Origin of the sequence: Bradyrhizobium sp. UNPF46 (assembly GCF_006658625.1) — a bacterium.
GTDB classification, from domain to species: Bacteria; Pseudomonadota; Alphaproteobacteria; order Rhizobiales; family Xanthobacteraceae; genus Bradyrhizobium; species Bradyrhizobium nitroreducens.
In genome coordinates this window covers 41,273-55,251 of record NZ_LFJB01000023.1, presented here as the reverse complement: position 1 = coordinate 55,251, position 13,979 = coordinate 41,273, and the positions used below count along the sequence as shown (strand labels likewise).

The following is a 13,979-nucleotide window of genomic DNA, read 5'->3' as shown; positions in this document are numbered from 1 at the left end:
GCATCGCCGCCAGCGTCCAATGCGCCGCCGCGCGCTTGACCTAGATCATGCAGGGACAGCCCGTTTCATGGAGAATTCGCGCAATCTGTGAGGTTGAAGTGTCCATCGATCATTCGCGAATCTCGTCGCCGGCGTTCCGTTCGAAAATCATGTCAGCTGACGAGGCCGCGACGCTGGTGCCACACGGTGCGAATGTCGGCATGAGCGGCTTCACCGGGTCGGGACATCCGAAGGCCGTTCCGATGGCCCTGGCGCGCCGGATCGAGCAGGCGCATGCACGCGGCGACCAGCTTCGGATCGGCGTGTGGACCGGCGCTTCGACCGCGCCCGAGCTGGATGGCGCGCTCGCCAAGGTCAACGGCATCGAGTTGCGCCTGCCCTATCAATCCGATCCCGTCACGCGTGAGCGCATCAATGCCGGCGCGATGGACTACATCGACATTCATCTCAGCCATGTCGCGCAGTTCGCCTGGTTCGGCTTTCTCGGACATCTCGACGTCGCGCTGATCGAGGTCACCGCCATCCTGCCGGACGGCACTCTGGTGCCCTCGGCCTCCGTCGGCAACAACAAGACCTGGCTGGATCAGGCCGACCGCATCATCCTCGAGGTCAATTCCGGCGTGAGCACGGCCCTGCACGGCATGCACGACATCTACTACGGCACGAGGCTGCCGCCGCACCGCAAGCCCATCCCCATCGTCTCGCCCGGCGACAGGATCGGCGACACCGCGTTTCGCTGCGATCCGAACAAGGTGATTGCCGTGGTCGAGACCAATGCTCCCGATCGCGACACGACCTTCACCCAACCCGACGCGACGTCAAAGGCCATCGCCGGCCATGTTCTCGATTTTTTCAGCCATGAGGTTCGCCGCGGCCGGCTGCCGCCGGAACTGCTGCCGATCCAGTCCGGGGTCGGCAACGTCGCCAATGCCGTGATGGCGGGCCTCGAGGACGGCCCCTTCGGCCGGCTGACCGCCTACACCGAGGTGCTGCAGGACGGCATGCTGAACCTGCTGCGCTCGGACCGCATGATGCTCGCGTCCGCCACCGCGCTGTCGCTCAGCGCAGCCGCGACCAGGCAGTTCAACAGCGAGATCGACAGGCTGAAGCACAAGATCGTGCTGCGCACGCAGGAGATCTCGAACCATCCGGAGGTCATCCGGCGGCTCGGCGTCATCGCCATGAACGGCCTGATCGAGGCCGACATCTACGGCAACGTCAACTCGACCCACATTCGCGGCACCGCCATCATGAACGGCATCGGCGGCTCCGGCGATTTTTCCCGCAACGCCTATCTCTCGATCTTCATGACACCATCGACCGCGAAGGGCGGATCGATCTCGGCCATCGTGCCGATGGTCACGCATGTCGATCACACCGAGCATGACGTGCAGATCATCGTGACGGAGCAGGGCCTCGCCGATCTGCGCGGCCTCTCGCCCAAGCAGCGCGCCGCAAGCATCATCGGCAATGCGGCGCATCCCTCGTTCAGACCGGCGCTTCAGGATTATTTCGATCGCGCCTGCAGGCTCTCGCCCGGAAAGCACACGCCGCATCTGCTCGACGAGGCCTTCCGCATGATCAAGGCCACGGGCTGAAGGACGCGCCTCAGGCCGCCGCCTGCGCCGCCAGCAATTGCTTCAGTTTCGCCGCCGGCACCGCCGGGCTGAACAGCCAGCCCTGCATCTGGCTGCAGCCGAGCTGGCGCAGCACCCCGCGCTGGGCCTCAGTCTCGACGCCTTCGGCGGTCGTCGCCATGTGGCGGGCCGCGGCCATGTGCACCACGGCCTGCACGATCGGCGAGGAATCCTCGGGCTCGCCGATATCGCTGATGAAGCTGCGGTCGATCTTGATCTTGTCGAACGGGAAGCGGTGCAGATAGCTCAGCGACGAATAGCCGGTGCCGAAATCGTCGAGCGCGATGCGTACGCCGAGCTCGCGCAGCTGCTGCAGGATCGTCAGCGCCTCCTCGTCGTCGCGGATCAAGACGGTCTCGGTGATCTCGAGCTCCAGCCGTCCCGGCGCCAGCCCCGATTCCGCGAGGGCAGCCGCGACCTTGAGCGCCAGCGTCCGCGAGCGGAACTGCACCGGCGAGACGTTGACGGCGATGTGAATCTGGCCGGGCCATGATGCGGCCTCGCTGCAGGCCTGCTTCAGCACCCATTCGCCGATCTCGCCGATCAGGCCGGTGTCTTCCGCGACCGGAATGAAGTCGGCGGGCGAAACCATGCCGCGCTCGGGGTGACGCCAGCGCAGCAGCGCCTCGCAGCCGGTGACGACATTGGCCTTGAGATCGACCAGCGGCTGGTAGTGCACCTCGAACTCGCCGCGAGCCAGCGCCTGCCGCAGATCGAGCTCGAGCTGGCGGCGCTCCTTCGCCTTGGCGTCGTATTCGGGCGCGAAGACCCGGCAGGTGCGGCGCCCTTCCGACTTCGCCGCGTACATCGCCAGATCGGCGCGCTTGAGCAGGTCGTCGGGATTGTCGCCATGGTCGGGCGCGATCGCGATGCCGATGCTGACATCGGTCGGGATGTCCTGGCCCTTGCAATCCACCGGCATGCGCAACGCCTTGAGAATGTTCTCCGCCAGCGCCGTCAGCTCGGCCGGATCGCGCGTGCCGGCCTTGACGATGGCGAACTCGTCGCCTCCGAGCCGCGCGACGAGGTCGTTGCCGGACACGCAGGCGCGCAGGCGGTTCGCCACCTGGCGCAGCAGCTCGTCGCCGACCTCGTGTCCGAGCGAATCGTTGACGCCCTTGAACTCGTCGACGTCGATATAGAGGATGGCGAACGGCTTGCCCTCGCCGAGATCGGCAACGCGCCGCTCCAGATGCCCGCGCATCAGCACGCGGTTGGGCAGGTCGGTCAGCGCGTCGTAATGCGCCATATGCGCGATGCGCTCGTCGGCGCGGATGCGCGCGGTGACGTCCTCGTGGGTGGCGAGCCAGCCGCCGGCGGCGCCGGGCTGGTTCTTGATCTCGATCAGGCGGCCGTCGGCGGTCTCCACGATGGTGTTCTGGAAGCGCCCGACATTGCTGAGGATGTCGTCGCAATAGGATTCGACGTCGCCGTGGAAGGAGCCGGTGTCGTGACGATGCCGGATCACGTCGCGGAAATGGACGCCGGGCTTCACCAATTCGGCGGACAGGCCATACATCTCGATGTAACGCCGGCTGCAGACGATCAGCCGCTCGTCCTGATCGAACATCAGGAGCCCTTGCGTCATCGTGTTCATCGCGGTGTCGAGCCGCTGCTTCTCGAACGAGAGCCGGCGCGTCACCTGGCGGAAGATCAGGAACAGCGTGAGCACCAGAAGGCCGATCGACAGCACGGCGACGGTGACGAAGAATTTCGTCTGGGTGCGCCAGGTCGCGAGCGCCGCGTCCAGCGACTTGGTCGCGATCACGACCAGCGGTTCGCCCGTCAGCAGGCGCGAGGCGACGATGCGGTCCTTGCCGTCGACCGGGCTCACGAGCTGCGTGGAGACGACGGTGCGCTGAAACACCTCCATCTGCCCCGGCGTGCCCTTGCGAAAATTCTGCCCGATCATCGCGTCGACATGCGGGATGCGCGCCAGCAACTGGCCGTTCTGATGATACATCGCGACCGAGGAATCCTCGCCGAGCCCGGTCGAGGCAAAGAAGGATTCGAGCTGCTCGGGCGTGATCGCGCGTGAGACCAGCCCGAGGAATTCGCCGTGCGGACCTGACACGCGGCGGGCGAATACGATCGCCGGTCCGCTGCCGAACCGCCCCGGCACGACCTCCACCTCTTCCTGCGCGACAGGATCGTCCTTGAGGCGGTTGAAATAGCCGCGGTCGGCGACCGAGATGTCGGCGACCGGCCAACGCCGCGACGAGTTGATCAGCATGCCCCTGGAATCGAACAGATTGGCGCCGGCAACGTCGGACCAGCCGCTGGCTTTCGCACGCAGCACCTCGTGCATCGCCAGCGTGCCCATCTCGCTGCGGAAGATTTCGGCGGATTCGATGCCATGTCCTTCGAAGTCATGGCTCTCGAGCTCGGTGATGATGCTCTTCTGGAGCACCGCGAAATCCTCGAACTCGCGGTCGAAATGCCGGGCCAGCAGGCGCACCGAATTTTCAAGGCTGTCGCGGCCGCTCTCGATCGCATTCTGCCGGAAGCGGTCGACGGTGAGCGCGGTGCCGACGGCGGTTGCGGCCATCAGCACGAAGCCGCCGACGATCAGCCATGTCAGTGGCGCTCCCCGCCAGCGACGGAGCAACGCGCGCATGCGCGCGGTCCATCGGATCGATGTGCCCATCCAGCCCTCCCGTGGGATGCAAGATGCGGCAAAACCGACAAGACCCCGTTACCATTGAAGGTTAGGGAAAGATGAACCGAAACAAAATCAGAGGGTTGGTTCCGTCCCAGCGGCCGTGCCCACCCTCTGTCTCGATGGATAGAGGTGGTGGGCGCGCTACGCTTTGCCCACCCTTGAGACCAACTACGAAGCCGTCCTCACCGCTTGATCTCCCATTTCAACGCCTCCGCATTGCCCTTGGCGAACATCGCGGGGACGTCGAACTTGCCGGTCTTGAGGTCATAGCGGCATTTCCAGTCGCCCAGCCCCTTCACGGCGACGTTCTTCGGATGCTTGTCCATCGCGCCCGACAGCGAGATCACGAGGTAGCGGTTGTTCGGCCAGTCGACGCCGAGCCAGCGATAGGCATCCTCGGTGCCCTTCATCAGATTGGCGGAGATGTGGTAGTCGAGCTTCATGTTCCCAGTGTCGGGCCGGCTGTGGAAATAGGCCCAGGCGAGGTCGCTGAGCGACTTCTGCGTCGCGTTGACGAAGGCGCCGTTCTCGAAGTGATAGAGAAACAGGTCCTGCGAGCCCGAACCGGTCTTCTGCATCCGCACCAGCCATTGCGAATCGCTGGTGAAGCGGAAGCCGGCGCCATAGCCCTGCTCCGGCTTCAGCTCCGTCATCTGGTCGCCACGGCGCGCCCAGACCTGCCATTTGACTTCGAAAAGGTCTTCGCTGTCCTTCATGTATTGTTCGAGCTTGGTGGCACCATCAGGCGAGGTGAATGCGAGCTCGGCATTGTCGGTGAGGACGAAGCCCGGCGGCGGGCCGGAGGCGGCGAGCGCGGGGGAAGCGGCGAGCGTCAGGGCAAGCGCCAGCCCAAGAGTCAGACGCTTAAGGGTCAGACTCCCAAGGGTCAGACTTGGGGCGGGACGGCGAAATGGGGTCATGGGAAATTCCTTAAAAAATGCGGCGGTGCGGCCTCGCGTGATTTGACGCCCGTGGGGTGGCGCCGGTTCATCTCCGATGGTGCGGGAACGGCGCCATCATCCCATCGGCCGTCTTGCTGCCGCAGCCAAATCGGCGCACTTTGCCGGCCTCGGTTGATTTGCCACCCAAGGTTCTTTTCCGATGATGACCGCATCCAAGGCCTTCATTGCTCTTTGCCTGCTCGCACTGGTCGGCACGGTGCTGGTGATCGGCCCGACCGAGCTGCGCCGCCTGCTGCCGGACGGGACCAAGACCGTCGCCGCCGGGCCCGAGACCAAGGCCGAACCCAAAGGCGAGGCCAAGGCTGAAGCCAAGGTCGAGGCCAAGGGGGAGGCCAAGGCCGAGCTCAAGGCCGAGCCGAAACCGGCAGAGTCCAAACCGGACCAGCCGCAGCTCGCGCTCCGCGCGCCGCCGGCACCTGCGCCGGCCGCCGAGCCGAAGGTGAGCGCGTTGGCCGAGACTGAGAAGCAGGCCGCGGCGCTGCCCGATCTCGCGCCGGCCAAGCCGCCGGCTGCGGTTGCCGGTCCGCGTTTCGATGTTGCCCGTGTCGACGATCACGGCGAGGCCGCGGTGATTGCGGGTCAGGCTGCGCCGGGCTCCAAGGTCGAGCTGCTGCGCGACGGCAAGCCGCTGGATACCGTGGTTGCCGACGCCGCGGGGCAGTTCGTGATGACCCCGCCGCAGCTTCCCGCCGGGTCCTATGAACTGACGCTGCGGGCCAAGGCGCCGGACGGCACGGTCACGCAGTCCAGCCGGACCATGCCGGTGACCATCGCCGAAGCGGCGCCGCCGCCCGCGCGTCCGGCACCGGTCGCGAGGCAAGAGACCAAGCAAGAGACCAAGCAAGAGACCAAGCAAGAGACCGGGCAACAGCCGAAGCAGGCCGAGAAGGTCGACGATAAAGCGGATGTCGTGGCCGCCCTGCCGTCGCCGCGTCTGGCGTCGGTGCCCGAGAGGCTGGCTGCCCGGCCGAAATTCGTCGGCACGCCGAAACCCAGGGTCATGGCGCGGGCGCCTGCCGCCACGACGGTTGCATCGGCCTCGCCGGCCGAATTGCTCCCCACCGCACCGGCGGAAGCTGGCGGTAGCCGGGTGATCTCCCGCGGCGACAGCCTGTGGGCACTCAGCCGCCTCGCCTATGGCGACGGCGCCCGCTACGCCGTGATCTTCAACGCCAACCGCGACAAGATCCACAACCCCAACCTGATCTATCCCGGCCAGACGTTCGTGATGCCGCAGAAGACGGAGTGAGGACGGTCTTTTTTCCTCTCCTTCTCCCGGGAGCGGGATGAACTCGGCCGTCACCCGCGACGCTTTGCCCTGTATTCCCCGGGAACAATTGGTTCCCCCGCGAGTCATCCCGATGCGACGCAGTGCGCGCGTGGGCAGCCGGGAGGAGGCCGATTTGGTCAGGTCAGCGGTCATGTCGGGACGCATGAAACTGGCGCTGGCCGGCGCGACGATCATGATTGCAGCGGTGCTGCTGCCGGTGAAGGCCGAGGCGCAGTTTGGCTTCCGCGGCGGTCCCCTCGGCGTCGCACGTTTCGCCGTCGGCCACATGATCGGCCTGTCGCGCCTGCGCCATTCCCGCATGGCGGTGCGGGGCGGCCGCTACCGCTCCGCCGCATTGCGATCACAGGACCCGCGCGGGGCCGAGCGCCCCCAATTTGCCAACCCCTACGTCCTGCGCGCGGCACTGACGGCGCAAGCTGCGCTCGTGGGCTGGCGCGGCGGCCGCCGCCCGCAAGGCTGGTGGCGCCATCCCGACGGCAGCTATGGCTGGGTCGGTCCGGTGTTCTGGCCGTTCGCGCATGACGATCTCACCGCGGCCGTGATCCTCGGCGATGCGACCAGCCTCTCGCTCTACGGTTATGGCGATATCTATGCGGCGATCTTCGCGCCCTATGCGGTGACCGAGCTCGCGGCCTACGCCGTGCCGGCGGGCCGGCGCGCGCGGCGGATTCCGGCGGCCGAGACTCTTTGCGATGCCAGCGACACCGGCGGCCTGCCGGTCGAACGCATCGCTGCTGCCGTCGCGCCGAACGAATTGCAGCGTACTGCGCTGGACGAGCTTGCATCCGCCTGGAGCGGGGCGCGCGAAATCATTCGCGCGGCCTGCCCGGCGCAGGTGCCCGCCACGGCCGCGGAGCGCCTCGGCCTGATGCGCGAGCGGTTAGACGCCATGATCAAGGCCATCGACGCGGTCGCGGCGCCGCTGGCGAAGTTCACCGATCTGCTCGACGACGACCAGAAGGCAAGGCTCGAGGCGCTCGGCAAGGACCGCCGCGCCGTGCTTGCGTCGATGCAGCGCAAGGACACGAGCAAGGATGCGAGCAAGGACGCGCCGGCGTCGAGCGTCTGCGATGCCGACAGCGATCCCCGCTATGACGAGAAGCTGCAGCGTCAATACGAGCAGCTCGTGCAGCAGCAATGGCCCGCAGGCGACATCGCCACGACGCTCCGCCTCGACGAGGTCGCCCGCGCCCGCTTCGAGGTGCTTCAGGACACCACGCTACGCACCATGCAAACGCTCAGCGCCTGCCCGTCACAGCCTGCCGCGACACCGCAAGCGCGCCTCACCGCCGCAAAGGCACGGCTGGAGACGATGCTTGCTGCCGTGAACGGCGTCACCGACGCGCTCGATGATTTCGAGGCGGATCTGAGCGACGAGCAGAAGGCCGGCTTCGAGGCGATCGGGCCGAAGCGCGGGGCGTGAGGCCGGTTTGCGTGAGAGCCGTTAGCCGATCTCCCGCCTGACCTTCGCCGCGGCGTCGCACATCGCCTTCAGCTTCCCGAACGCCGTCGTGCGCGGCATGTATTTCATGCCGCAATCGGGCGCGGGAATCAGACGATCGGGCGCCACGTGCTTGAGGCCGTTGCGAATGCGGTCGGCGACGGTATCGACGCTCTCGATCGCGGGGTCCGCAAGGTCGAGCACGCCGAGCATGATCTTCTTCGACGACAGATCCTTGAGCACGCCAAGGTCGAGCTTCGGCTGCGCCGCCTCGATCGAGATCTGGTCGGCGATGGTGTCGTCGAGCTCGGCCAGGAAGGAATAGCCGGCCGGCTTGTTCGAGCCGGGCACGACAGCGGCATAGCCGAAGCAGAGATGCACCACGGTCGGCACCGTGATGCCCTGCAGCGCGCGGTTGATCGCCTTGACGGCATAGCGCTTGGCGAGCTCGGGATTGTTGCGCACCCAGGGCTCGTCGAGCTGGATCACGTCCGCTCCGGCCTTCTGCAGGTCGAGCGCCTCGGCATTGACGGCCTCGGCCAGCGCCATCGCCAGCTCTTCCTCGTCCCTGTAATACTCGTTCTTGGCCTGCTGGCTCATCGTGAACGGGCCGGGCAGGGTGATCTTTGCCGCGCGGTCGGTGTTCTTGCGCAGGAACTGCATGTCATGCAGCTCGACCGGACCCTTGCGCTTCACGGGGCCGACGACGCGCGGCACCGGCGTTTGCGTGTTGCCGGTGCGTGCCACGATCATCGCGGGATTGTCGCCGTCGATGCCGTCGAGCGCGGTGGCAAAGCGATTGGAATAGCTCTCGCGGCGGATCTCGCCGTCGGTCACGATGTCGATGCCGGCGCGCTCCATGTCGCGGATGGCCACGATCGTGGCATCGTCCTGGGCTTCCTCCAGGTGCTCCGCGGGCAGGCGCCACATGTCGTGCAGGCGGGTGCGCGGCACCACCTTCGACAGCATGGCGCGGTTCACCAGCCATTCCGGCTGCGGATAGCTGCCGACCACGGTGGTCGGCAGCAGGTGCGTTGGCATGGGCATGGGGGTGTCCTTCTTGTTCTTGTTCAGTGCGACGGTTCAGGCGGCGCGCGTTGCCGCGACTGAACCCTCGTCCTTGACGGGATTGCTGAGGATGCCGATGCCGGAGATCTCGATCTCGACGGTGTCGCCGCCCTTCATCCACAGCGGCGGCGTGCGATAGGCGCCGACGCCGCCGGTCGTCCCGGTCACGATCACGTCGCCGGGCACCAATTCGGTGAAGGTCGAGCAATAGGCGATCAGGGCGGGCACGTCGAAGACGAGGTCGGAGATCGGTGCCTTCTGCACCTCGACGCCGTTGAGCCGGGTGATCAGCGTCTGCGCGGCGACGTCGGTCAGTTCGTCGGTGGTGACCATCCACGGCCCGAAACCGCCGGTGCCGGCAAAATTCTTGCCCGGCGCGAATTGCGAGGTGTGGCGCTGCCAGTCGCGGATGCTGCCGTCATTGTAGCAGGCGTAGCCGGCGACATGGCCGAGCGCGGCCTCGCGCGAGATGCGGCGGCCGGCCTTGCCGATGATGACGGCCATCTCGCCCTCATAGTCGAAGCGCTCGGATTCCAGCGGCCGGATCATCGGCTGGCCATGGCCGACCTGGCTGTTGGCGAAGCGGGTGAAGATCATGGGATGCGCGGGCGTCGGATGGCCGCTTTCGGCGAGATGCGTGGCGTAGTTGACGCCGATGCAGAAGATCTTGTCGGGATCGGGAATGGTCGGCAGCAGCGCGACGTCCTGAAGCGCATAGTCGGGCTTCTCGCCGGCGAGCTTCTTCAACTCGTCGAGCGAGCCTTTCGCAAGCAGCGCTTTCAGCGTCGGAATGGCCTTCAGGCGCTTGCCGGCATCGATGACACCCTTGTCGGTGACGATGCCATAGCTCGCGGTGCCCGAAATGGTGAAGCTTGCGACTTTCATGGGTCAAACACTCTCTTCGATGGAGGAAACATAGTCGTCGATGGGAAGCGTGATCTCGCCGCCCCGGATCGGAACGCATTGGGGCGGGAAGTCCTGGCGGAAGCGGGCGCCGGCCGCTTCTGCGCGGTCGAGGAAGCGCTCCAGATGCGCCATCGCGCCGGTCGGCAGATCGTGCAGCACCATCAGCGTCCAGGGCTGCCGGCTGCACTGATGAAGCGCGCGCTCGGTCCAGCCGTCGGGGTCGTCCCAGTCGCGCGGAATGGAATTCCACAGCACGCAGCTGTGCCTTTCGCGCGTGAGATGATCGACCACGGACGGCTTGAGCAGCCGCTTGTCGAGATTGCCGCCGCCACCGAACGGCCGGAACCAGCGCTGCGGATGGGCGAGATCGCCGATCGCATGCTGGGTGCGGCCGATCTCATTCTCTGCGGTGTCGCGCCCGGACTGCTCGCCAAGCGGGATGCTGTGCGTAAAGGTGTGATTGCCGATCCAGTGCCCCTCGCCATGCGCGCGCTCCGCAAGCACGCGCCGCGCGGGATCGGCAAGCTTCTCGCCGATGACGAAGAAGGTGGTCTTGATTCCGCGCGCGGCCAGGATGTCGAGCACGCGCGGCGTCACCTCAGGGTCGGGGCCGTTGTCGAATGTCAGGGTCAGGTCGTACACGCAGCTACCTCAGGTCGCCGGCTGTATCGCGCCCGTCGCGATCTCGTCATTGGCCTGGCCGGCGCGGGTGCCGGTCTGCCAGATCGCGGCCCTGCGCTCGATCCAGCGGATCACGGCGTTGAAGCCGATGGCGAGGAACAGCACCAGCAGCACGCCCGCGAACACGTGCGGGCTGTCGAGGATGGTGCGGTAGCGCGAGATCAGATAGCCGATGCCGGCCGAGGAGATCAGCATCTCCGAGACCACCACGCCGACGATGACAAGCGCGCCGCCGACGCGCAGGCCCGACAGCACCGTCGGGATCGCGGCGGGGATGATGACGCGGACCAGCCGCTGGCTCAGCGTCGCGCCCATGCTGCGGGCGGCGAGCAGCAGCTGCGGATCGATGGTCTGGATGCCGGCCGCGGTCGCGAGCATCGTCGGCAGGAAACCGTAGATCGAGGCGAACGCGATCTTGGACTCCGAGCCGATGCCGAGCCACACGGTGAAGACGGGATAGAGGATCACGAGCGGCACCGCATAGAGGCTCGACACCATCGGCATGATCAGGATTCGCGGCCGCGGCAGGCTGCCGACGATCGCGCCGAGCAGGATGCCGCCGCCGCAGGCGAATGCCATGGAGACCACGACCTCGTAGAGCGTGACCGCGAGCGCATGACCGTATTCAGCCGCATCGGTCCATCCGGCGACCAGCGTGGACGACAGCGAAGGCAGGAACAGCTCGGGAATGAGCCCGGCACGCGGCAGCCCTTCCCACAACGCGATCAGGCCGATCACGATCAGATATCGCAGCGTCTTTGCGCTGATCCTGGCACTCATCCTCGCGCTCATGATCGTCTCACGCCGATTTGCGGATGTGCCGCCAGATGCGGTCGCGCAGGCTGCCGAACGCATCGCCGCTGAGCATCTCGTAAGTGCGGGGCCGCGGCAGCTGGACCTGAAGGTGGTCGACGATGCGGCCGGGCCGCGCCGACATCACGATCACCTCGTCGGCGAGATAGACCGCTTCCGTGAGGCTGTGCGTGACGAAGACGACGGTCTTGCCGGTCGCCGCCCAGATCCGCAGCAGCTCGTCGCCCATGGTCATGCGCGTCTGCTCGTCGAGCGCCGCGAACGGCTCGTCCATCAGCAGCACCGGCGGGTCCTGAACAAGGCCGCGCGCGATCGAGACGCGCTGCTTCATGCCGCCGGAGAGCTCGTGCGGGTGGCGCCTGCCAAAGCCGTCGAGCCCGACCAGCTTCAGCGCATCCTGCGCCTTGGCGCGGCGCTCGGCCTTCGGCACGCCGCGCAGCGCCAGCGGAAACTCCACATTGTCCTCGGCGGTCAGCCAGGGAAACAGGCTCGCCTCCTGGAACACCACGCCGACTCTGTCAGGATCGGGCTGCAGGATCGGCGCACCGCTGATGGTGATGGTGCCCGCGGTCTGCTGGCGCAGGCCCGCCATCATCATCAGGAGCGTCGACTTGCCGCAGCCGCTGGGGCCGACCAGCACGACGAAGCGGCCCGGCTTGACCTCGAGCGAGACGTCCTCCAGCGCGACGACGTCCTGCGACCGGGTCTTGAACACCTGGCCGACATTCTTCACCTCGATCGCGCCGGCGCGCGCGGCGGGTTTCAACGGGGTCACGTTCGCCAATGGCTGCATCGCGTTTCCACCCATCTGACAAGTTCGTTGAAGGTCATGGCGATCGCGGCGACCATCACGACGCCGGCGAGAAGCTGCTTCATCTGGAAATTCTCGCCCCAGGTCGCGATCTGGTGGCCGATGCCGTCGCGCGAGGCGTACATCTCGGCGAGGATCACGCCGGTGAGGTTGAAGATCATGGAGATTCTGAGCGCCTCCAGCAGCACCGGCAGCATGCTCGGCAGATAGACCCGGAACGCGGTCTGCCATGGCGTGGCGCCATAGGAGCGCGCCACCGTGAGATGCTCGACCTTGACCGATTCCACCGCCGTCGTGGTCGACATGATCACGATGAAGATGGTGGAGAAGAAGCCGAAGCCGACCTTCTGGGCGAAGCCGACGCCGAACACCAGGATGAACATCGGCAGGAAGATCGATTTCGGGATGCTGAAGGCGAAGAACAGCAGCGGCTTGGCGACGTCGGCGAAGTAGCGGTTCTCCGCGACCAGGAAGCCGATCAGCGCGCCGAAGGGTACCGCCAGCGCGAACGCCGTCAGCACCTCGGTCGCGGTGACCATCAGGTCCTTCTGCACCGCCGCGCGCCGCAGGAGGTCACCGAGCGTCGCGAACGTGTCGGATGCCGACGGCAACAGGCGCGGATTGACGATGCCGGTGCGTGACAGCACCTCCCACAGCGCCAGGATCGCGACGATGATCGCGATCCGCGCCAGGTTGATGGCAAGCGAACTTGGCATCGCCGGCTACTTGGTCGGGACCGGCTTGAACTTGGTCGAGATCACGTCCTCGGCCGGCACGATGTCCTTGAGCCCGCCGAGCTTGGCGAGATCGAGCGAGAGCTGTACGGCGGCATTCACGTTCGCCGCGCCCATGTCGCCGCTGGTCTCGAGCTTCATGATGGTGTTGTCGTATTCGAGGCCGGCGATCTCCGGCGGCATTTCGTAGAGCTCGGCGATCAGCTTGACGGTGACGTCGCGGTTGGCGCGCATGAACGCGACCGCGCCATAAAGCGCGTTCACGGCCTTCTGCACCAGCTGGGGCTTCGCCTCCGCGAGCTTGTCGAGCACGATCCAGCCCGCGGTGAGGTTCGGCGGCACCGCGGTCGAATAGTCGAGGATGGTCTTGGCTTCGCCGGATTTGGAGATCTGGAAGCTCAGCGGCGAATAGACCACGGCGGCCTCGACGTTACCCGCCAGGAGATTGGGCACCAGGCCGCCGCCGCCGACGGGCACGCGCGTGAAATCGATCTTCTTGTCCTGGATGGTCCACAGCGCCAGCAGGTCCGAGCCTGAGCCCGCCGCGGTGATCGCCACCTTCTTGCCGTTGAGGTCCTTGACGTCGAGGGTCGATTTGGCCGGCACCATCAGCTGCCAGCCGAAATTGCCCATCGCCGCGTTGGCGACGATGCGCGACATCATGCCCTTCTTGCGTCCGGCCGAGACCAGCGACGGCGGATCGAGGATGATGTCGGCCGCGCCCGCGGCCATGCCCTCGAAGGTCTCGGCACCGCTGCGATAGATCGTCAGCTCGGCCTGAATGCCTTCCTTCTCGAACAGTTTCTGCCGCACGGCCGTCTCGGCGATCGTCGTCGGCCAGTATGTCTTGGTGGGCAGGCCGACGCGGATGGTCTCGGCGGCGCTCGCGGGGCCGGCCAGGATTGCGGCGGCGACGAGCGACAGGCACGCGTGACGGCGATTGATCTTCATTGTTTCCTCCCGGTTTGTCTTT

The 13,979-nt window shown here is 66.4% G+C and carries 12 protein-coding genes; 3 read left to right on the top strand and 9 right to left on the bottom strand.

The genetic code is table 11. The features are described from left to right. The first annotated feature begins 47 nt into the window (after positions 1–47). Entirely contained in the window at positions 48–1,598 is a 1,551-nt protein-coding gene (gene scpC / locus UNPF46_RS10995; protein WP_502705487.1) for a succinyl-CoA:acetate CoA-transferase ScpC, read from the top strand. A gap of 10 nt (positions 1,599–1,608) precedes the next feature. On the opposite strand, the gene UNPF46_RS10990 is transcribed toward scpC, so the two are convergent. Together UNPF46_RS10990 and UNPF46_RS10985 are read right to left on the bottom strand one after the other, a co-directional pair. Then, complete coding sequence (locus UNPF46_RS10990; protein ID WP_142250027.1) at positions 1,609–4,284, bottom strand: bifunctional diguanylate cyclase/phosphodiesterase; 2,676 nt, start codon at positions 4,282–4,284, stop codon at positions 1,609–1,611. Positions 4,285–4,481: 197 nt separating this feature from the next. Further along, positions 4,482–5,219, bottom strand: coding sequence for a hypothetical protein (locus UNPF46_RS10985; RefSeq protein ID WP_246668633.1), 738 nt, complete (start codon positions 5,217–5,219; stop codon positions 4,482–4,484). Positions 5,220–5,400: 181 nt separating this feature from the next. Here UNPF46_RS10985 and UNPF46_RS10980 point away from each other — a divergent pair, with 181 nt between their 5' ends. Then, complete coding sequence (locus UNPF46_RS10980; protein WP_142250026.1) at positions 5,401–6,510, top strand: LysM peptidoglycan-binding domain-containing protein; 1,110 nt, start codon at positions 5,401–5,403, stop codon at positions 6,508–6,510. Between the two features lie 172 nt (positions 6,511–6,682). Then, a complete protein-coding gene (locus tag UNPF46_RS10975; protein ID WP_181769883.1) occupies positions 6,683–7,975 on the top strand; it encodes a Spy/CpxP family protein refolding chaperone in 1,293 nt (430 codons plus the stop codon). 21 nt (positions 7,976–7,996) lie between these two features. On the opposite strand, the gene UNPF46_RS10970 is transcribed toward UNPF46_RS10975, so the two are convergent. Genes UNPF46_RS10970 through UNPF46_RS10940 form a run of 7 tightly spaced genes read right to left on the bottom strand, consistent with a single transcriptional unit; the run spans position 7,997 to position 13,957 of the window. Beyond that, positions 7,997–9,040 carry a uroporphyrinogen decarboxylase family protein gene (locus UNPF46_RS10970; RefSeq protein WP_210248332.1) on the bottom strand — a complete coding sequence of 348 codons (1,044 nt, stop codon included), beginning with the start codon at positions 9,038–9,040 and terminating at the stop codon, positions 7,997–7,999. 36 nt (positions 9,041–9,076) lie between these two features. Next, the gene (locus UNPF46_RS10965) at positions 9,077–9,946 is read right to left on the bottom strand and encodes a fumarylacetoacetate hydrolase family protein (protein ID WP_142250024.1); all 870 of its coding nucleotides are present in this window, start codon (positions 9,944–9,946) and stop codon (positions 9,077–9,079) included. A gap of 3 nt (positions 9,947–9,949) precedes the next feature. Then, on the bottom strand, positions 9,950–10,609 hold the full coding sequence (locus UNPF46_RS10960) for a polysaccharide deacetylase family protein (protein WP_142250023.1): 660 nt from the start codon (positions 10,607–10,609) through the stop codon (positions 9,950–9,952). Between the two features lie 9 nt (positions 10,610–10,618). Then, positions 10,619–11,440 carry an ABC transporter permease gene (locus tag UNPF46_RS10955; RefSeq protein ID WP_142250022.1) on the bottom strand — a complete coding sequence of 274 codons (822 nt, stop codon included), beginning with the start codon at positions 11,438–11,440 and terminating at the stop codon, positions 10,619–10,621. Between the two features lie 7 nt (positions 11,441–11,447). Beyond that, positions 11,448–12,254, bottom strand: a complete 807-nt coding sequence (locus tag UNPF46_RS10950; protein WP_245448507.1) for an ABC transporter ATP-binding protein — start codon at positions 12,252–12,254, stop codon at positions 11,448–11,450. Further along, complete coding sequence (locus UNPF46_RS10945) at positions 12,233–12,988, bottom strand: ABC transporter permease (protein ID WP_142250021.1); 756 nt, start codon at positions 12,986–12,988, stop codon at positions 12,233–12,235. Before UNPF46_RS10945 ends, UNPF46_RS10950 begins: the two co-directional genes overlap by 22 nt. Before the next feature lie 6 nt (positions 12,989–12,994). Continuing rightward, entirely contained in the window at positions 12,995–13,957 is a 963-nt protein-coding gene (locus tag UNPF46_RS10940) for an ABC transporter substrate-binding protein (RefSeq protein WP_142250020.1), read from the bottom strand. Positions 13,958–13,979: the final 22 nt, after the last annotated feature.